The 19,795-nt window shown below is 34.7% G+C and carries 24 protein-coding genes; 9 read left to right on the top strand and 15 right to left on the bottom strand.

The window, feature by feature from the left end; translation table 11 throughout:
• The 3 genes from ACW8TM_RS09970 to ACW8TM_RS09960 form a co-directional block, all read right to left on the bottom strand.
• A partial coding sequence (locus tag ACW8TM_RS09970) for a tyrosine-type recombinase/integrase (RefSeq protein ID WP_491533142.1) occupies window positions 1-757 on the bottom strand: 757 nt, incomplete at its 3' end.
• Between the two features lie 205 nt (window positions 758-962).
• Entirely contained in the window at window positions 963-1,433 is a 471-nt protein-coding gene (locus ACW8TM_RS09965) for a hypothetical protein (protein ID WP_491533141.1), read from the bottom strand.
• 653 nt (window positions 1,434-2,086) lie between these two features.
• Window positions 2,087-2,443, bottom strand: a complete 357-nt coding sequence (locus tag ACW8TM_RS09960; RefSeq protein WP_491533143.1) for a metallophosphoesterase family protein — start codon at window positions 2,441-2,443, stop codon at window positions 2,087-2,089.
• 226 nt (window positions 2,444-2,669) lie between these two features.
• On the opposite strand from ACW8TM_RS09960, the gene ACW8TM_RS09955 reads away from it, so the two are divergent.
• The 4 genes from ACW8TM_RS09955 (at window position 2,670) to ACW8TM_RS09940 (ending at window position 6,667) form a co-directional block, all read left to right on the top strand.
• Window positions 2,670-3,083: a HEPN domain-containing protein gene (locus ACW8TM_RS09955; RefSeq protein WP_491533140.1), complete on the top strand. Its 414-nt coding sequence runs from the start codon at window positions 2,670-2,672 to the stop codon at window positions 3,081-3,083.
• Window positions 3,043-3,384 carry a nucleotidyltransferase domain-containing protein gene (locus ACW8TM_RS09950; protein WP_491533139.1) on the top strand — a complete coding sequence of 114 codons (342 nt, stop codon included), beginning with the start codon at window positions 3,043-3,045 and terminating at the stop codon, window positions 3,382-3,384. Before ACW8TM_RS09955 ends, ACW8TM_RS09950 begins: the two co-directional genes overlap by 41 nt.
• A gap of 61 nt (window positions 3,385-3,445) precedes the next feature.
• Window positions 3,446-4,684, top strand: a complete 1,239-nt coding sequence (locus ACW8TM_RS09945) for an MFS transporter (RefSeq protein WP_491533138.1) — start codon at window positions 3,446-3,448, stop codon at window positions 4,682-4,684.
• Between the two features lie 135 nt (window positions 4,685-4,819).
• Entirely contained in the window at window positions 4,820-6,667 is a 1,848-nt protein-coding gene (locus ACW8TM_RS09940; RefSeq protein ID WP_491533137.1) for an aldehyde ferredoxin oxidoreductase family protein, read from the top strand.
• 9 nt (window positions 6,668-6,676) lie between these two features.
• Here ACW8TM_RS09940 and ACW8TM_RS09935 read toward each other — a convergent pair whose 3' ends face one another.
• From ACW8TM_RS09935 to ACW8TM_RS09915, 5 genes are read right to left on the bottom strand one after another with little or no spacing between them, the layout of a single operon-like run.
• A complete protein-coding gene (locus tag ACW8TM_RS09935; protein ID WP_491533136.1) occupies window positions 6,677-6,958 on the bottom strand; it encodes a TIGR04076 family protein in 282 nt (93 codons plus the stop codon).
• Window positions 6,959-7,018: 60 nt separating this feature from the next.
• Complete coding sequence (locus ACW8TM_RS09930) at window positions 7,019-8,920, bottom strand: aldehyde ferredoxin oxidoreductase family protein (protein WP_491533135.1); 1,902 nt, start codon at window positions 8,918-8,920, stop codon at window positions 7,019-7,021.
• Window positions 8,910-9,425, bottom strand: coding sequence for a 4Fe-4S dicluster domain-containing protein (locus ACW8TM_RS09925; RefSeq protein WP_491533134.1), 516 nt, complete (start codon window positions 9,423-9,425; stop codon window positions 8,910-8,912). Before ACW8TM_RS09925 ends, ACW8TM_RS09930 begins: the two co-directional genes overlap by 11 nt.
• 59 nt (window positions 9,426-9,484) lie before the next feature.
• A complete protein-coding gene (locus ACW8TM_RS09920) occupies window positions 9,485-10,066 on the bottom strand; it encodes a hypothetical protein (RefSeq protein WP_491533133.1) in 582 nt (193 codons plus the stop codon).
• A 40-nt stretch (window positions 10,067-10,106) separates the two neighbouring features.
• Window positions 10,107-10,826: a DUF362 domain-containing protein gene (locus ACW8TM_RS09915; protein WP_491533132.1), complete on the bottom strand. Its 720-nt coding sequence runs from the start codon at window positions 10,824-10,826 to the stop codon at window positions 10,107-10,109.
• 132 nt (window positions 10,827-10,958) lie between these two features.
• On the opposite strand from ACW8TM_RS09915, the gene ACW8TM_RS09910 reads away from it, so the two are divergent.
• Both ACW8TM_RS09910 and ACW8TM_RS09905 read left to right on the top strand, forming a co-directional pair.
• A complete protein-coding gene (locus ACW8TM_RS09910) occupies window positions 10,959-11,885 on the top strand; it encodes a M20 family metallopeptidase (protein WP_491533131.1) in 927 nt (308 codons plus the stop codon).
• Window positions 11,886-12,164: a M20/M25/M40 family metallo-hydrolase gene (locus ACW8TM_RS09905; protein WP_491533130.1), complete on the top strand. Its 279-nt coding sequence runs from the start codon at window positions 11,886-11,888 to the stop codon at window positions 12,162-12,164.
• An 80-nt stretch (window positions 12,165-12,244) separates the two neighbouring features.
• Here ACW8TM_RS09905 and ACW8TM_RS09900 read toward each other — a convergent pair whose 3' ends face one another.
• From ACW8TM_RS09900 to ACW8TM_RS09870, 7 genes are all read right to left on the bottom strand, one after another.
• On the bottom strand, window positions 12,245-13,396 hold the full coding sequence (locus ACW8TM_RS09900) for an MFS transporter (RefSeq protein ID WP_491533129.1): 1,152 nt from the start codon (window positions 13,394-13,396) through the stop codon (window positions 12,245-12,247).
• A gap of 68 nt (window positions 13,397-13,464) precedes the next feature.
• Complete coding sequence (locus ACW8TM_RS09895; protein ID WP_491533128.1) at window positions 13,465-14,205, bottom strand: alanyl-tRNA editing protein; 741 nt, start codon at window positions 14,203-14,205, stop codon at window positions 13,465-13,467.
• Window positions 14,206-14,259: 54 nt separating this feature from the next.
• Complete coding sequence (locus tag ACW8TM_RS09890) at window positions 14,260-14,532, bottom strand: hypothetical protein (RefSeq protein WP_491533127.1); 273 nt, start codon at window positions 14,530-14,532, stop codon at window positions 14,260-14,262.
• A 1-nt stretch (window position 14,533) separates the two neighbouring features.
• A complete protein-coding gene (locus tag ACW8TM_RS09885; RefSeq protein WP_491533126.1) occupies window positions 14,534-14,956 on the bottom strand; it encodes a hypothetical protein in 423 nt (140 codons plus the stop codon).
• Between the two features lie 36 nt (window positions 14,957-14,992).
• Window positions 14,993-15,355, bottom strand: a complete 363-nt coding sequence (locus tag ACW8TM_RS09880; RefSeq protein ID WP_491533125.1) for a hypothetical protein — start codon at window positions 15,353-15,355, stop codon at window positions 14,993-14,995.
• Between the two features lie 147 nt (window positions 15,356-15,502).
• Window positions 15,503-15,787, bottom strand: coding sequence for a hypothetical protein (locus ACW8TM_RS09875; RefSeq protein WP_491533124.1), 285 nt, complete (start codon window positions 15,785-15,787; stop codon window positions 15,503-15,505).
• Window positions 15,788-15,978: 191 nt separating this feature from the next.
• Window positions 15,979-17,094: a C45 family autoproteolytic acyltransferase/hydrolase gene (locus tag ACW8TM_RS09870; protein WP_491533123.1), complete on the bottom strand. Its 1,116-nt coding sequence runs from the start codon at window positions 17,092-17,094 to the stop codon at window positions 15,979-15,981.
• A gap of 111 nt (window positions 17,095-17,205) precedes the next feature.
• On the opposite strand from ACW8TM_RS09870, the gene ACW8TM_RS09865 reads away from it, so the two are divergent.
• The 3 genes from ACW8TM_RS09865 to ACW8TM_RS09855 all read left to right on the top strand — a co-directional run bounded on the left by ACW8TM_RS09865 (window position 17,206) and on the right by ACW8TM_RS09855 (window position 19,779).
• Entirely contained in the window at window positions 17,206-17,445 is a 240-nt protein-coding gene (locus tag ACW8TM_RS09865) for a hypothetical protein (RefSeq protein WP_491533122.1), read from the top strand.
• Entirely contained in the window at window positions 17,432-17,827 is a 396-nt protein-coding gene (locus ACW8TM_RS09860) for a type II toxin-antitoxin system VapC family toxin (protein WP_491533121.1), read from the top strand. Before ACW8TM_RS09865 ends, ACW8TM_RS09860 begins: the two co-directional genes overlap by 14 nt.
• A gap of 65 nt (window positions 17,828-17,892) precedes the next feature.
• Entirely contained in the window at window positions 17,893-19,779 is a 1,887-nt protein-coding gene (locus ACW8TM_RS09855) for a prolyl oligopeptidase family serine peptidase (protein ID WP_491533120.1), read from the top strand.
• The last annotated feature ends 16 nt before the right edge of the window (window positions 19,780-19,795 follow it).

Here is a 19,795-nt window from a genome sequence, read left to right as displayed (position 1 = left end):
GATCTACTTGATGGTTTCCAGTTTTTCTCAATGCGTTCCGCCACATTACTCTTGCATTAGCGGGACTAAATGGGAATAATCTTTCATCTTTCAGCTTTTTCTTGCCTCCACTCCGCTTAGCTGATGCCTCTAGGTATTCGTTGCGGATTTTAAGCCATTCCTTTATGGCTTCTCTGGCTTCGTTTGTGATGAAGGTTATTCGCCTTGTTCCTGTTTTAGTGTATTCTGCACGAATAGTTATTCTTGGTGGAGTTGAGTTTAAGTCTATGTCGCTTAGCTTGAGTTTTAATGCTTCCCCTATTCGCATTCCACTTGAAAGCAAGGTTAGAAATAATGCTTTACCTTGTATTGGCAGGTGCATTAATATGCGAAGCAGCTCTTCTCTGCTTGGAATTTTCTCTTCAGTGATTGGCTTGCTGCCTTTAATTCTCAGGCGTAGACGCCGCCAGAATAGCTGTGGCAGCTCCACATGGTTTTCCAGGAGGAATATTTTTATTGCTGATAGGAACAGTCGCCTTGACTTTGGAGCATTATTTTTAATTGCAACTGCAAAGTTTTGTACGTCATGCATATAGTCGCGCTGTTCAGCGAAGTATTTTTCAGCTAGCTGCTCTAGGGTTTTTGAATCAGCAGTTCCGCCATAAACAGTTTTGAAGAATTTCCTGAGCGCCAACCTATATACTCTAACTGTATTTTTACTTTCAAACTGTTTTAGGTAGCTGAGTTTCCCCATACTGCTTAAGCCTCCTATGGGCATACATATAAAACTTGGCTTTAGTTATATAAAAAGTTAGCTTTCCGTTAGTGACTTTTATCGATTCATTAATAACGCTCAAAGTGAAGTGGTAGAAAAGCCTGGAAAGAGATTCTTCTACTTTAATGCTATAAAGTAGAAGAATCCTTCTTCCAACTGTTCTGTGAGTGGAGTGGTATAGCTGGTGCCATTAATGGTAAATTGAACTCTAGATATCGGTGAAGAATTTGTGTTTAATGTGTATTTGGGTTTTGAGGGACTCCAACAACATGTCTGCATATATATAGTTGCTTGTTTTTTCTGAGCAATCTATCGCTGAAGCCCTAACCTTCCAGATTGTATTGGTTTCTGGTGCTCGTATCCATGCTTTATAGACAACTTTACCATTACTTGACTCTACAAAATCTATAAGTGACGGGGACATCCATTCATCTCCAGCAATAGAATATTGTATAATTATGTCCTTTACATCCCATGCATCATCTGAAGCCTCAACTTGCACTATAGCCCAGGAGCCGGGATCAACACTACTTGGGACATTAACAAAACTTATAGTTGGCTTGCTAATGTCGTCAACAGCCTCTACAGTTAAATATAAAGTGCTTAGTGCAGGTATTTCAATGTTCTTTAAGATGACGTAATATATGTTATCCTTCCTTATGTACTCGTAGTCTGGCATGTATGGATGCCATTCATAGTTTTCTATCGGAATGTCAGCTGGGAATCTAAATATGATTCGAGGATTTCTGAAGGTTATATTTAATTTGTTTTTGACTATGAAGCTAACTACATGGCTACTTCCATCATTTATTGGAGTATAATAGTATTCTAGGAAGCCTATTTCATATGGTTGTTTTGGCTGATAGTTTACTGTGCATCCAGTATCAATTGGAATCGAGTTTGGATATTTGAAGACCCCAGTTCCAGGATAATATAACGTTGATTCATCAACTGTTCCGTTAGCACTAATCTTGATAAGTTTAAATCCTCTTAAATCATAGTCTGGAATATCATATGCTAATGCTGCTGGTGAGATGAAGTAATGCTTCTTTCCAGTTTTTATATTTTCAATTATTACATTCAGATCTGTATGGATATGCTCACTTAGAATAAGTCTAACATCATATTCAATTATGAGTCTAAAGAGTTCTTTAGCCTCATTTAAATGGTTAATCCAACTACCAGTTTCAGAGTAAACTAGATCATTCTCTATGAAGTAGTCGAAGTCAGTTCAGGAGGATATTTTAAAGTAGCCAGACTCTAAGAATTTAATTTTTGGATCGAATAACGGATGATGAAAGAACATTATCTTAGTTTTATCTCTATATTTCATTAAGATTTTTCAGCCCATTTAAGTCTATCCATAGTAATCCAGCCATTCAGATCAGTATCTAGAGCTATCAATAAGAAGTCACCTATAACAACTGAATAATTGACAGGGCCAATTATTCGCTCATAAAACTTAACATTACCTACACTAGAATACTCATGGTTACCTGGATTCATATAGATTGGGTCTAAAACTAAGTTAAAGGGTTCAAGAAACTTAATCCATTCTGATTGAATAGTAGGGATATTCACTAAATCGCCAAGGAAAATTATTAGGTCAGGATCAATTAAATTTGCCTCTCTTACAAGCTCTCTCCAATAAGGAATACCATTAACCTTTACGTCACCACAAACAAGAATTTCTAGGGTTTCAGGCCAGCTGGGTAAAATCCATAAACTTCTAGGTTGAGTTAAAACTTCTATAGGAGCGTCACTTGGAGATTTAAATGTAACATTTCAGTATAAGATAAACATTTAGAGAATATATATAGAATTCATCATTCTTCACCTCACAATTTGACATATAGATTTGAAATAGTGCGAAAGACAATTAATTGAGGAGGACAATAAATGTATGGAGGATAATATGAATAGACGATTTGCATTATGGATTAGAGCTGCTGAAGAAGACATTTACGATGCAAAAGAAGCTATAAACAGAGGAAGGTGGTTTAGAGCTGCTTTCTATGCTCAACAGGCAGTAGAAAAAATTTTGAAGGCACTATTCTTCATAGTCAGAAGAGAAAACCCACCATACCTCCACACAGTAACCGAACTTTATAGGATACTCAAAGAAGCAAAATTTAATTTACCAGTTGAACTTGAAAATCAACTATACATTCTAAACAAATACTATACCATAACGAGATATCCAGATGCAGCAAACGGTTTACCAAGTGAATCAGTAGATAGAATTGAAGCTGAAAGAGCAGTTAAAATTGCAGAGGAGGTCTTAAAGTATGTTAAAGAATATGCCAGAGGAAGTCATAAAGGCAATTGAGAAATTAATAGAGAAATTAAAAGATAAAATCAGGATAGAGGCAGTTTATCTCTTCGGAAGCTACGCTAAAGGAACATGGATTAAAACAAGTGACATTGACTTAATAATAGTATCATCAGACTTCAAGAACATGAAATTTACAGAGAGACTAGACTTAATCAACTATATAATTTGGAAGAAAAAAATAACACCTTATATAGAAGTAATACCATTGACACCAGAAGAACTAGAAGCAAAAAAGAATGAAAGCATTGTAATAAGTGATGCATTAAAACATTGGATCAAAATAGATGTAAAATAATAAAAGCATTTAAAATAGTCTAGGAATACCATATTTAAAATTAAGGGGAGACCCAGAAATCTTGAGTATTCCAAGCACTTTAATCATCACTTGGGTTATTTATGCATCCTTTTACCTATGTAGAGTTAATTTTTCAATTGCTCTTCCACTAATTAACATAGAGCTAGATATCTCGCATTCGCAGCTAGGAGTTATTGCATCTGGATTTTTCATCATGTATGCAACTGGTCAAGTACTAAATGGCTATCTTAGCATTGAGTACAAGTCTCAAAAACTTGTGTTTATAGGGGTTATCGGTTCTAGTATTATGACCATACTGTTTGGTCTATGTGAGAATTATTCGTTATTACTGATGATTTGGATGTTAAATGGATATTTTCAATCACTTGGTTGGCCAACATTAGTTAAAGTGGTGTCAATAATTGCGAAGGAAGAGAATTTAGGCACAATGTTTGGTTTGTTTAATACAAGCTGGGCTATTGGACATGCAATTTCATGGCTACTTACTGGCTTGCTTATATCTAACATGAAATGGAGAAATGGATTTACATTTAACGGCTTACTATTTTTATCTATAGGCATACCTGCATCAGTACAGCTAATTAGAATAATGGATAAGATAGATAGGAAACTTACCTCAGGGAAGGGAGAATCTAGAAGAGAAAAAAGGAGAGATAATGTAAGAAGACATTCTAAGTTAATATTTCTACTGGCATTATCATTTTTCATTATAGATTCCATCAGGTATGGTCTAATAGTATACTTGCCTTCATATATATTTTCCATAGAAAAGTCAACTTTAAATTCAACATTAATAGCAGTAATATTGCCTATTTCAGGCAGTATAGGAATGATAATATCTGGATACATATCAGACAAATTAGTAATTGAAAAGAAAACATTATTCACATTAGTAATAGCCCTAATTACAACAATATTAATTTACATATTTCCAGGAATCTATCAGTCAAATAGGAAAACTGGAATGATGACATTATTAACACTCAGCGCTCTCTTATACTCAATAGAATCACATATAACTGCCATAATTCCCGTTAGGTTAGTTGGAGAAAAATACTCATCCATTACAGCGGGTATAATAAACTCAGTGGGAGCAATAGGAGCATTTACCTCCAGTATAATATCCGGGTTCTTAGTGGATATTTATGGATTTGTTGAAATGTTCAAATTTTGGAGCTACATTCAGGTTCCACTAATAATGCTACTATTCATAACATATTTATTCATAAGACATGACAAGTATTCATCCAGTTTTACAATTGAATTAGACATAAATTGAGACGCTATGAAAATATACTTCTAATTTATAAATTTAACATTTTAACTATAAAAACAATTTATTGAAAGATTTTTACTTATTTATATATGTTCCAATGATATTTGTTAATGAGGAATCCTTATGAAAGGAGGGTATATGGGGAGAATTCTTTGGGTTGATTTAACAAATGAGAGAATATGGTATACACCACTTCCAGATGAACCAGTATTAAGAAAGTTTGTTGGATGCTGGGGTTTAGGGCTAAAATATTTATATGAAATGTGTCCTCCAGGGATTCATCCCCTAGAATCTGAGAATCCACTTATATTTATGACTGGACCCTTAACAGGCATTCCATGGGTCCCTGCAGCCAATAATACTTCAATCGCCACATTAAATGCAGATACAGGTTTCACTGCAGGCCGCTCACACTCACATGGATTTTTCGGTCCAAATTTAAAGTTTGCAGGATTCGATGGCATAATTATTGTTGGAAAGTCTGAGAAGCCCGTTTATTTATGGATCCATAACGGTAAGGCTGAGTTTAGAGATGCAAGTAAATTCTGGGGTAAAGATACACATGAAACTGAAGATTTAGTTAAGGAGGATTTAGGAGAACCTAAAGCCAGTGTAGCAGCTATTGGACCAGCAGGTGAAAATCTATGTCATGGAGCTTTAATTGAAAATGATAAAAATCACTCTTTCTCGCATTCAGGTGTTGGAACAGTAATGGGAAGTAAAAAATTGAAGGCTATAGCAGTTTATGGTACCCAGAAGGTTCCAATATATGATGAAGAAAAATTGAGAGAAATCTGTAAAATGTGGCATGAAAATCTATTTAAAAGTGATGTTGCAAGGGGACTAGCTAAGGGAGGAATACCAAGAGATGAATATAGATATGCTAAAAGTATGTCGATAACCTCAGCTAAAAACTTTCTAGAAGTTAGCCCTGAACAGTGGGGCGTAGGTATGTCAAAGCATAAAATAACACCAAAGGCATGCTATGCATGTCCAATTGCATGTAGCTACGATGTAGAATTAGTTGAAGGACCCAAGAAGGGTTATGTGGCAACTCCAGCCGGGGGAGGAGAAAATCTAGAGGGAGCTGCCTCAATAGTGGGAGTGTATGATAGCAATTGGGTCTTCTATTTAATTGACCTCTGTGATAGACTTGGCTTTGAATCAAGCACCATTGGATGCACCATAGCCCTATGCATTGAATGCTATGAAAAGGGACTATTAACTAAGGAGGACACAGATGGAATAGAATTGAAATGGGGGGATCCTGAGCTAATAGAAAAACTCCTCAATAAAGCGGCAAGAAAAGAAGGGAAAATAGGTAAGCTATTATCCCTAGGACCCAAGAAAGCTGCAGAATATATTGGTGGAGAATCATGGAAGTATGCCATTCATATTAAGGGTTCAGGAATGAATTTACATGACTGGAGAGCTACTTGGGGGATAATGCTGGGACAAATAGTAGGTGGTGGCTCAGGTTGGCCAGCACCAGCAGCAGATGCATGGGCAACAGAGCCAGATGTAGGATATCCAAAATATGAAGATCCATTAAATCCAAGACTGAAACCAATGGCAGTAGCTAAAACATGGCCCAAGAAGTATTGGGATGACTGTAATGGTACATGTTGGTTTGCAACATGGGGAGTTCCTGGAGCTGTGAAGTTTACTTCAGGTGCAGTGGCAGCAGCAACCGGATGGGACTTTACACCTGAAGAAGCGTTAAGGGTTGGTGAGAGATTAGTTCATCTAGAAAGGATATTTAATGTGAGACGTGGATTAACACCTAAAGATGACTATCATGTTCCGCCTAGAATAGTTGAAGCTCCACCCAGCGGTAGAGCTGCTGGAAAAGCCATGGCCCCATATGTAAAATGGATGGTAATGGAAGTCTATAGATTAATGGGATGGGACGAAAAAACCGGTAAACCACTAATAAGCACACTTAAAAAAGTAGGCCTCGAAGAATATATTGAAGACATCTGGTAAAAAACTAACTTACTTTTTTATTTCCTCTTCCTCTACTATCTCCCAGATTACGACACCTTCGGGATCGGGACATTGAACCTCCTTCACCCTAGGTAGCCAATCATTAGGTTCATCTATCTTTCTCTGCTTTGCAGGTAAAAGTGGAAGAAGACTTGAAAGAGCATAGATACATATATGCTTATTCGGTCCAGGGAGCATTAATCTACCGCCTTCAAGCTTAAAGTAATCGCCTTCTTCATGAATATTACAATAACCCTTAATTTCCTTAACTCTTACAATAAGTGTCTTCATATCGATCACTGCACTCAAATATTCAAAGAAAAATATTTAAGCTTTAGAGAAATTGCTATTTTAATCTCCTATTACTCCATGAATCTTCAAATCTCTCCATACATCATTCAATCCTAATTCCAGTAATTTTTTCCTAGTCGGAATCCCATTCGAATCCCATTTACGTACAGCATAATACTCATTCAACATTGGATCAAGATTTATTTTTGAGCCGGCTGATGGACCATGCCTTATTGGCTCTTCAATGAATCTATTAGGAAGAGTGTCATCAGATCTCCTAATACCCTCCCTAACAATAAATGCTCTCTCAATATTGACGATTCGTTCTCCAATTCTAATTACATCATCAACAGTTAAGTTAATCCCAGCTACAATATCAATTAGCTTAGAAATCTTATCAAAAGTTAATATCATCATATTCTCAGCAATATTCTTACAAACTTCAATTGAATCTATAACTGCACACCAATTTTCAAAGTAAGCTACAAGTTTACCCTTCCCCTTAGTACTAAGACGTAAAGTAGCCTCAGATTCACCAAATAATTCTTCACCAATTCTTGGATCATCTAAAAGTTCTATAAATGGCTCGGATCTAAGATGATCAGCGCCTCTAGTAGAAACAGCAAAACCTAAACCATAACCCTTAAGGCCACGTGGATCAGCTTGAATAATCTCTAATCCCTTCACATGAAAAGCTAAATCTCTCCCTCTACCAAGCATCTCACTTGCTTTTGCAACACCATCAGCCAAAATATCTCCAAAACCTCTTCTAAATGCTATCATTTCAATCAACTTGAAAACTGAGTCCATATTACCCCACTCTAACTCTAAACCATTAGTATCGGTCTTTGTCAACAGACCCTTCTCATAAAGTTCCATTGTCCATGAAATAACTTCACTAACAGAAATAGCATCCATGCCTAAGTCATTCACCATATTAATTGCCTTTAAAGCAGCATCAAGATTATAATTTCCAATTCTAACTGTAAATCCTCCAAGGGGCTCATATTCTGGGCCTTCACCAAACAATCCTGCAAATGAACCACTCCTTATAACATAAAATCTACTGCATGGAAGAACACATGAAAAACAAGCCCTATTCTTAACATTGTACTCTAAAGCTAGACGCTCACCACTAACCCTATAAGCGTTATCTATAACACCTCTAGTAAAGTGAAAAGCTGGAAGAAATCCAAGTTTATTTGCGGCCATGAGAATTCTAGAAGTACCCATAATTCTTCTAGGCCAATACTGTTCATGCTTGAAGATTTCAATTTCCATCTCTTCAACAAATTTCTCAAAATCTGAAGGCTTTGCAACCTCAATGAAGCCATCCCCTCTAATAGCAATTGCCTTAATATTTTTAGAAGCCATAACAACTCCCAAACCAGTACGTGCAGCAGGCCTATAAACATTAAAGAAAATCCCTGAAAACTTCACATAGTTTTCAGCAGCTGGCCCAATAATGGCTATTTGTACACGCCAACCTCCTGTTTCACGTCTAATAGCTTGAAATGCCTCTGATATTGAAAGACCCCATATACCTTCAGCATTTTCAACCTCAACACATTCATTATCTATGTAAAGATATACAGGCTTTCTGCTTCGTCCCTCAATTATTATTTGATCAAATCCAGCATACTTCATTTCAGCAGCAAAATGTCCACCTACATTAGAATCACCTAAAATTCCAGTTTGAGGAGATTTAGAAGTAACATTAAGGCGAGTACCCATAGGAAAAGCGGTTCCAGCTAAGGGACCAGTGGCAAACAATAATTTATTTTTAGGATGTAAAGGAGGAATATTACTAGGCACTTCCCAGTATAATCTCTCAACATTAAATCCCCTACCGCCTAAATAGCCTAGAATTATATCCTTCTCAATTGGATATATTTTAACTTCATGATTACTCAAGTTAATTCTCAGAATTTTACCTGCATAACCATAAATTTTATTCAACATTTAAACCCCACCTCTTAAGAAGCTTTCTAAAACAGTCAATTGCATATTGATATGCATTATCGAGAATCTTGAGGCTATCTTCTGGCAAAGAGAGAGTCTTTATGGGGTAAAGTCTTAGTGCATTGGTTGGACATTTAGAGATGCATACTGGGTTACCATTACATAAATCGCAAATCAAGGGCTTCAAACTAGTTGGATGAATTTTAATTGAGCCATATGGACATGCATTAACACATAATTTACATCCAGTACACTTATCCTCAATTAATCTTATTACACCATGCTCATCTCTTATTAAAGCATTTTGAGCACAGATCTCTATGCATGGAGCAGGATTACACTGATTACATACTATGGGAAAATCTAGACCAATTTTATCATCCTTTACAATAGTTATTCTTGAAAGTGAAGAACTAAAGACTCCTTCATGGGAGAAGGAACACCAGAGCTCACAGTATCTACATCCAGAGCACTTTGAGTAATCTACAACAATTCTTCTTGTCAATATATTAATCACCTTTAAACTCTGATTACATGAAAGAGTAAAGTAAGTTTCGCCTGAAATTACTTAGTCATCTTTTTTAGCAGTACTTCAGCCCTCTTAGGATTGAATATTCCACATACACATTGCTTCGCCAAGATTGAAGCAGCCTTACTTATACTTATTCTCCCACTCTGTATATCTTCTAATAATTTTTCAACTAATCCAGGTCCAATTTGATGATGACCACACATAGTTGTTATTTCTAATATTTCTCTCCTAGGTAGTAACCCAGTCTTCCCATGAACACCCAATGAACACTGAATTGTATGAGGTTTTAATTCCACCTTCTTTAATATTTGATTAACATAGTCAAAAACACCCGTCACAACTACAGACAATCCTAAGTCCTTCTCCTTTAGTTCATTCAAGTAACCTAACAAGTTACTGCTATCATCAAAAACAATATGGATAATGGATGTATCCGAAATACTCTTCAATATTAGCTCTTTAGACGTTGAAAATTTATTTCCAGTCTTCATATCACCAAAATTTACTGGATTATACTTGAATGACAATTCTAAAGCTCTTTTCAACTTAATTGCTGAACCTTTATCATTAAAACCCTTTGCAGACATAATTAATACAACGAAATCATTCCTCAAGTTCTTGTAATCACCTAATCTATGAAGAGAATGAGTCATTTCATTCATCTCCCACAATTGACCTCCCTAAACCCACATTAGTCTTCCCATTAATCCTAGGCTCAAAACCATACTTCAACAATACCTCCTTAACTTCATTTAAATCCTCAGAAACAATAATACAACCCAAACTAAAGACAGTATCAACATCACTTGACAATTGCCTTAATACTTTAAGGACAGGAGGTAGTTGCTCCTTTTTAATTTTAAATTCAACAACAACCGATCTAACTCTTTCATCAAGAATATCTTCACGTAATCTCCCATTAAACTTATCAATCATTAATTGCGTGATAGGATTTTCAGGTTCAAATTCAACACCAACCTTTGCAAGTTTCATAGTTACTTTATTAACTTCACTTAGCCTTGTTCCTACACCGGGTCTTCCAATATCAATAGAAAAGCCTATTTCTCCAACTTTAAATCTACCAGTCACATCATTAGTCTTCATTTCCTCTGTTCCTCTACCAGGTACCCGTGTATCCTTATGCTCCGAAATTACACCACTAAATAGATGACGTATTATTCTAGGCCAATTTAAAGAATGTTTTTCAATGGCACTTGTCGGGCATACATTTGCTCTTATACAAGAATAACACTCCACACATTTATCCTCATCTACATACGCTTTACCACTAATGCTTAATGAAATTGCATTGTCAGGACAAAATGGAATACATCGACCACAGCCAACGCATTTTTCAATAATTATTCTAACCAATCTCAATCCCCCTAAAATATCTCATAAAAGTTAATTTAACAATTATCATAATTCAAACTAATTCCAAATCTATTTCTACAACACCATATATTTTATAAAATCTATATGAGTACCATATCAGGAGATGACTTCATGGAAAAAGAAGTTATAGATAGAGTTAAAGAAAGAAGAGATGAAATAAAAAAGTTCTTTCAAAAGTTAATACAATTTAGGAGTATCAATCCCCCTGGAAATGAAGAAGCAATATCCAATTTTCTAGCTGAAAAACTTAGAGAATTAGATTTTAGTGTAAAGCAAGTCGAATATGCTCAAAATAGACCAAACATAATTGCAGTTATGAAGGGAACTACAAGTGAGAAAAAATTATTATGCTATGCACATCTAGATGTTGTTCCGCCAGGAGATTTATCGGAGTGGATTGTGAATCCATTTGAGGGTAGAATTGTAGGTGACAAAGTTTATGGTAGAGGAAGTCAAGACCATAAATTCCCAATAGCTCCATTCATATATGCTTGGAAGATACTGGAGGAGCTAAAAATTAAATTAAAGGGAGATTTAATCTTCACCTTTGTTGTTGATGAAGAAACTGGAGGTTTTTATGGATTTAAAAGATTAGTAGAAGATGGATTTTTCGACAATACAGATGCAATGCTATATGGCGGTATAGGAACCATAGATAGTGATTCAATAGTCATTGGATGCAATGGATCAAGAACATATAAGATAATAGTTAACGGTAAAAGTACACATACAGCCTTTCTTGAAAAAGGAGTAAATGCAGTAGTGAATGCTGCAAAACTAATTATCAAATTACAAAAACTTGCCAATAAAATAAACAATAGGAAACATTCAATTACCGGCTACGCAAGAATGTCTATAAACCTAATTGAAGGAGGAAGTAAAGAAAATATTGTACCCGATAAATGTATAATAACAATCGATAGAAGAATTACACCATCTGAAGATTATAATGAAGTCACAAATGAAATTTTAAAGGTACTTGAAGAAGCTAAAAATGAAATTCCAAACTTAAAATTTAAACTAGAAGTAAAAGATTGAATGCCCCCCGCAATTTCTGATCCAAAATCAGAAATTATTAGAGCCATAAAATATGCGGCCAGAAAAGTCATAGGGAAGAATTTAAGAGTTAAAGGAATACCTGCATCAAGTGACTATTCATGGTATGTTAAAAGGACAAATAAACCAGTAGCCATGTACTCTGTAGGAAATGCACCTCCTCTTGCCCATTCACCCAATGAATATGCCCTAATACCAGACTTAATTGACACAACTAAAATATATGCAATAACAATGATGAGGTTTCTAGGCTTCGAATAATTATTTAAAAATCCAACTTTTCGCCCTTATCAACCTATCTAGTAATCCTTTAATTAGAAATCTATACGAGTATAGGTACTCTAGACTTTTATGATTTTTATTAGTGCTAATGCCATGAGATATAATGCTATTGCCAGTGGAAATATTACCCATATACCATAAAGATCAACAATTAACGATGCTATTATTGGCATTAATATTCCTGCCACATTCATTGGTATGAAGAACATGCTATAGGCTGTTCCCCTTGCTTCTTCTGGTGTTACCAATGCTACTAGGGCGCTAGATATTGGCATGGTCATCGTATTCGACATGCCATATAACAAGTAGAATATTACTGATAACAGTATCATCGGAGATGCAACAGTTAAAGTTAACGATGTTATTAAAATCAAAAATATTACTATGAATGTTCTCTTCCATCCCAATTTATCTCCAAGCCACCCCCCAATGATAGGGCCACTTAGCCCTATTAGTGGACTTAATCCGAAAATTATACTTGCAATGCTTGGGTCAAGTCCTCTCCCCTTAATTAAATACGTGGTTATAAAGGTCGATACATTTGATCCAGCTGCACTTCGAAGGCTTACAAATAGTAGGAATGCTATAAATGTTGTTGAAAATACATTTTTTAGGGGGGAGATAAATTTCTTTTCCTCCGCATGTTTCTCTTCCTCCTTTCTCCAGTCTATTTTTAGGAAAAGTGATACTAATGCCACTATTAGTATTGGGATTGCCCATATTATGTAAGTATATCTCCACCCTAAGCTCTTTAACATAAGACCAATTGTTATTGGCCCCAGGGAAATGCCGAGACTTCCACTAGCACCATGAAATCCCATCCCTCTACTCCTATAAAATTCAGGTATTACTTCTGATGTTGCGCTTAATGCTGGCGGATGATATATAGTCGATGATACAGCTATCAATGCAAATCCAATAATTAAACCCCAAATAGAGGAGCTTGTGAAAATTATTATTCCAGCTATGACTGATAGAATCAAGCTAAGTGATATAAGTTTTCCTGTACTAAATCTGTCAGCTACTAGTCCACTAGGAATCGAGAATAGCAATTGTACTCCTCTTGGAACTGATACAAGCAAGCTCAATTGAAACATCGTTAATGAATATTCATCCATTAGTATTGGGATTAAAGCGAGAGGAGTATTTGTATAGACATGGAGCAGTATATGAGTTAAACATAGAATTACTAGTTTGAGTTTCCATGTCAACCGCTAACCCTCCGGTGAAAATAATATTTCAAACTCTTTGTAATATTCTCCTTAAAATTTTTACTATCCTATTGGACATCATAAAAAAGTTTGAATCCTCGATCCAATTCCTCTACACCTAGAATCCTTATCTTTCCAATTTCACTCGTTCTCTTTACATGTGTACCAGTACATGGTATTCCATTCACTCCATCAATTACAACAACTCTATATTTTTTACTTAAAGGAAGTCTATCTAAGTTAGGTGCATTAAAAGCGAACTTGAATAGTAATTCCCTTGTAGAATATATTATTTTAACTTCTCGATCTTCCTTTACAATCTCATTTGCTTTATCTTCAATTTCATTTATCATTTTTGAATCAGGCTTTTTTGCATCATAGACTATATACGCCCTTGGCGGTCCATGCAGAGCATTAAGTGTATTTATGATACTACCATAAACCTTGTTTAATGCATAGTCTATTATATGCCCTGCAGTATGTAGTCTCATAATTTTAAACCTATAATTCCAATCAATTTTTAACTTAACTTTATCTCCTTGATTTAAATCCCCTCGAATGAACCTACCGTAATGTGCTAGAACCCCTTTAACATTTAGAACCTTAGCAACACTAAAAGTTCCATTTTCATTTTCTATAACTCCTAGATCGCTTGGTTGCCCTCCCCCTTTAGGATGAAAAATACTTTCATCTACAATTATATACGCTTTTTCCCCTTTCTCTCTAATAACGTCAATCACTGTACATTCTAATGTATCCAAATATTGCTTATCTAGGTAAACTTTAACTGTTTCCTTTAATCCTTCCAAAGCACGATAAATATTTACCATATTTTAAATGGTTTAGACTTCCAGTATTTAGCCTTATTCATTGATTTTCCTTAAACTTTGGAACATTCTCATCGAATTCATGAAGGTACTCCAAACTTCACTTAAAGCTTCCTGGTAAATTTTAACTATTTCATCTAAGTCTTTCCCCTTAATCCCCTCATTTTTAAGCTTTTCCTTAAACTCCTTAATCCATTTCCTCTTCATAAACGTAAATTTTAACCTCATATTAATATACATCAAACTTACTTCCACAAATAAATACAGAAATAGAAATGAAATTCTAATTATTGATAACACTTTAGACATATCATTCACTTCTCAATTTTACTAGTAATCTAGAGCCTTTCCTCTCAATGATGATTATTCCTTCTCTTTCTAGTCTTCTAACTCTCTCACTTATTATTCTTCTTGAAGCCCTTCCTCTAACCTCTCTGATATTCCTCGTCAACTCTGAGATAGATAATGGTCCCTTTACTGCTAATGTCTCAACAATTGTCCTTGAAATATCATCTAATTTCTTCTTCCTGATTAACCTCATAATTTGAGAGGATATTTCATAGGCTTTGAAAGCTGGTAAAGAAAACGCTAATATAAGTTTACTTGCTATACTTACAATTTCAGCATCTTCAATTCCTGATGAAAATAATAGTTTTTCAATTCTATCTAATCTTTCAAGTACAATTTTCAATAGCCTCTCAAGTTTCTCTTCTCTTTCCTCTGTACTCTTCAACGCGTGTCACTCAATTAGTCGTTACAATTATGCTCTTTAATTATCTTTGCTGCCTTCTTTTGTCTCCTTAGCTTTTTTGATGAATTCACTTAGCTCTTCGGTTTTCCATTTTTTAGCTGATGTAAACTTTGTCATCATTGCACCTAGGTCTCTGATTATGCTTAACCTAGCTTCAAGATATTCTTTGGTAAGATTTAAAGCCATATTTTCTTGTAATCCACTTTCCTTTAACTTCTTATAAAAAGCGGCTACATCTTCTCCAAGTTCACTTCCACTTACTGCTTTCATTAAAGATTGAATAAGATCTGTAATTGGTTCTTTAAGCTCCTTTACAAATTCAACTATAGCTGAAAATACATCTCTTAATTCTCTTACGTCTTCAAGCTCCTTATCTTTCATTAAGTCCATATGTTTCACCTCACATTACATTTTTATTGATCATATAGATAGTTTTTTATTATTAAGAGTGAACAATTAGTGAACAAGTAATCATGACTTACATTTTTCCAAATAAAAATACTATGAGTGCACATATTGTTATCATAACTACACTCTTAATGACGTGTAAATGTCTTCCACTTCATTTTCCTTTGGTTCAATTATTATTTCCCTAATTAATGTATTGTTCTTATTTATGTCTATATAGTCTGGAATTACAATTTCATGGTACTTCACTATTTTGTTTTCACTCACATCTATTTTCCTTAATGACGGATTATCTATATTTATTGTCAAAGGATAATAGAAGTTGTATATTATATTGTTTGTGATCTTTATTCTTGTCTTTGAACTATATATTCTTTCAATTTCATCATTTTCAGTACTCCACATACATGTTGTTATACCAATGCCATTCTCTCCAGTAATATTTCTTCAATTACCAATGGCGTCTGGAAAAGCTGTTATGACACTATTAACAATAAATCTAATAGTATTGTTTTGAACAGTTAAATCTTGTGAATGATCGATTTATAGAACATATAGGCCTTGACATTTTAATCAAGAAAAAGTGGGGTTATAAGCTATTGTTGCTTGTATTGATTTAACCATGCTTCTCCTGATGCTAAGGGCTCAGGAATTCTATCGCCAAATTCTATGCAAATGAATTCTGATTGACATGGATATCCTAATGCTACGTAAGTTTCAATTTTTTCTCCTAAAATGAATATTTGTGCGGAGAGGGTTGTTGATGACATTACTTTTATTAGAGGACTCCCTATTATTGGTGGATGACGACATATTGAAGATGGCCCCGGCCCATAAAAGTGATCTCTACTAATTTCAATTAAATCTTCTAAGCTTATTTTCTCCTTCATTTTTAGAATCATTTTCCCTCTCGTATATCTTGCTAGAGTTTGCTGTTGAACTAGTATCCCCATTTTATCTTTAACTTCAGGGTTTGTATGGAATAGATAGTGATTTGCCCTACAGTCCGGTTCACTTATCTCCCATATATATGGTGAAAAGCCAGCTTTTAATTCGACAATAACTGTTTTCTCATAGTCTGCTAAAAATAGATTGGAACATGCATTATATTGAGAGTTTGAAATAAATTTTAATGCTTCATCTACAGAGTCACATTCTTCCAGTATTCTTCTAACAATAGTTGAAATAGACATTCCTTGTGCACGTGTTGGATCAATAATTTGGCATGGAGTTGCAGTATTAAATGCCACTAACCCCTTCTCATTTACTCCTTGATACCAGCAAACACTCCCAGCAGAGGTTATCCCAATAAATGAATTGAATCCATCCAATCTTGAATATGATAGTACTTGAGGGTGAAATCTTCTAAAGCCTAAATCCCTATTTTTTAGTAGCATTACTGATTCATCTGTTGAATAGTTTTTTGGAATTATGAAGGCTGTACATGCATCTCTAAATAGCTGATGAAGCATTAAGGCATAATTTAGGGTTACAATCTCCTCATATGTAACTCCGACACCCTCAGCTATTCCTCTACATTCCTCTAGATATCTTTCTGGAACATATTTCAACTTGTCCTCATCAATTTTTAAGAATGTTTCCTTTTCAATCTCAAAGAATTCTAATATTTTGTTAATTTCTTTTAGTCTATGTTGAATAGCTTTTCTCTCTATTAAACCTCTCTCTTTACCTTGTTTAAAGGGTGATGTCATAAATAGACTTATTTCTTTGATTTATTTAAATCTAATGTGCCTTTATTCATATTGACATTTTGTTATTTAGTTGACATAAAATTTTTATGGTACTTTTACACATATGTACTTATGTCCGAAACAATTAAAGTTGAATTAAGTAGATCTCTAGCTTCCAAATTTAAAAGGAAGGCTATGGAAAAATATGGTTATAAAAAGGGATCTATAAAGAAGGCTCTTGAAGATTTAATCAAAAAGTTTATTTTTTCAACTAAAGTTGATTGGGGTCAATTGAAGGGAAGTTTGAAAGATAGGCGTACCTCAGTCCAATTGCAACATGAAGTTTGGAGGAAAAATATTGATTCTAATTGATACATGTATCTTTCTAGAGTTATTTCTAGGCCAGGATAAAGCTGATGAATGTGAGAGGCTGTTAGATAAGATCTCGAGAGGTGAACTTGAAGCAATTATAACAAGTTATACTATTCATGCTATTGAGTCGATACTGAATAATTCTGACTTAATAATTATTTTCCTAAGAAATGTTGAGAATACACTTTCACTCTATGTTTATGATACAACAATTAATGATGAAATTGCCATAGCTATTTTAATGAAGGAGATTAAACGTGATTTTGATGATACATTACAATATTATGTTGCTAAGAAGTTTAATGTTGAAGCTATTGTAAGTTTTGATAGACATTTTGATGGATTGGACATTCCTAGAATGGAGCCGTCAGATTTCATATAAAGTTAATTCCACTCAATTTTAATGCTTTAATATTGCTTTATAATTATTTTTAATATGAGAATATGATGGAGTCTAGTGACCCATATTTATGGTTAGAAAATTTAAAGGATCCTAAAGTGTTAGATTGGATTTGTAATGAAAATGAAAGGTTAAGGAGTTTTCTCGGCGATATTCCTTCAAGGTTGGAGCCCAGAATATCTAAGTACTATGTGATTCCAACTGTCAATCAATTAGTGTTAACTAATAGAGGATACTTTCTTCTCGTCCGAGAGAAGGATTCCTTTAAAATTAAGCTTCTTAAATTTGATGGTGAATATGTTGAGCTGGTTGATTCTAGGGATTTAGGTGAGGAGATTGTTTTAAAGATGATTTATGCTTCTAGGAATGGGAAGAGACTTGCATACTCGTTTTCTAGGGCTGGAGCTGATGAAGGAGTTCTTCGGATTGTTGATGTGGATTCCCTTGAGGTTTTAGATGAATTAGCTGATTCAATCTTTAACATTGTTTGGTTGAATGAAGATAAATTCTACTATGTTAGGTTTTATCGTAAACATAGGACTCCTGATGGTGTTAAGCCTCCAGCTGAAAGAATATTCTTGAGGGAGGATGACTCTGACATTATGGTTTTTGGTGAAGGTCTTCCTACATCCTACTTTATAGGTTTAGAGCCATCTACTGATTATTCCCATGCTCTTTTGACTGTTAGTTATGGTTGGACAAGGAGTAGTGTTTATGGGGGTTTGCTTGATAAGCCTGATAGCTGGAGTAAAGTTTATGGTGATGGAGATTTCATTTCAAGGCCAATTGATTATGTTGATAACTCTTATCTTATAATGTCCTTTGAAGATAAAGGGTTTGGAAAAATTCTCTCAATTCATAATGGTGAAAAGAAAATAATTATTGACGAGGATGTATTTCCACTTAGAAATGCAGTAGTTTTTAAGGACAAGATTGTGGCAGACTACCTTGTTCATGCAACCTCTACTATCAGAATATTTAATTTTAATGGAGATTTTGTTAATGAGGTTAAATTTGATAAGCCTGGAGCTGTCAGTTTTCTTCAATCTAATGGTAGTCAAGTAGCTTTTCTATACACTTCATTCTTTACGCCTTATCGTTTATATCAGTTGAAGGATTCTGGATTAAGGATAATTGATTCAAAGGATATTTCAGACGACTTCATTGTTAATGAGGCATTGACTACTTCTCGAGATGGAACCAAAATTCACATGTTTATTGTTAAGAAGAAGGATGTTAAGCCTAGAAAAGTTTTAATTTATGGTTATGGTGGATTTAGCATTGCATTGACTCCACGCTTCTTCCCAGATATAATTCCATTCCTAGAAGATGGAGGAACATTTGTAATGACAAATCTTAGGGGTGGAAGTGAATATGGTGAAGAGTGGCATAGAGCTGGAATGAGAGAAAAAAAGCAAAATGTATTTGATGATTTTATTGCTTGTATAGATTACTTTAAGAATCTAGGTTCAAGGGTTGTTGCTATTGGTAGGAGTAATGGTGGATTACTTGTATCTGCAGTTTTAACTCAGAGACCAGACCTACTTGACGGTGCAATAATTGGCTATCCTGTCATAGATATGCTTCGTTTCCATAAACTCTATATTGGACGAGCTTGGGTTCCCGAGTATGGAAATCCAGATGACCCTAGGGATCGTGAATTTCTAATCAAATATTCACCCTATCACAATGTAAGAGAAGCTAAATATCCACCAACCCTAATCTTTACAGGATTGCATGATGATAGAGTTCATCCTGCACATGCCTTTAAGTTTGCATTTAAATTAAAGGATGTAAATGCCCCTGTTTGGGTTAGAATTGAAACTGCTAGTGGACATGCAGGTGCAACGCCGAGAGTTAAGATTAGAGAGTTGGCGGATATAATGGCTTTTGTTTACAAAATTTTAGAACTAAACTACAAAAGTAAATCCTAACCATTTCACAATTAAA

This window comes from Candidatus Culexmicrobium sp., assembly GCF_058356305.1.
The sequence above is the reverse complement of the archived record's forward strand: the minus strand, read 5'-3'. Positions and strand labels throughout refer to the sequence as shown.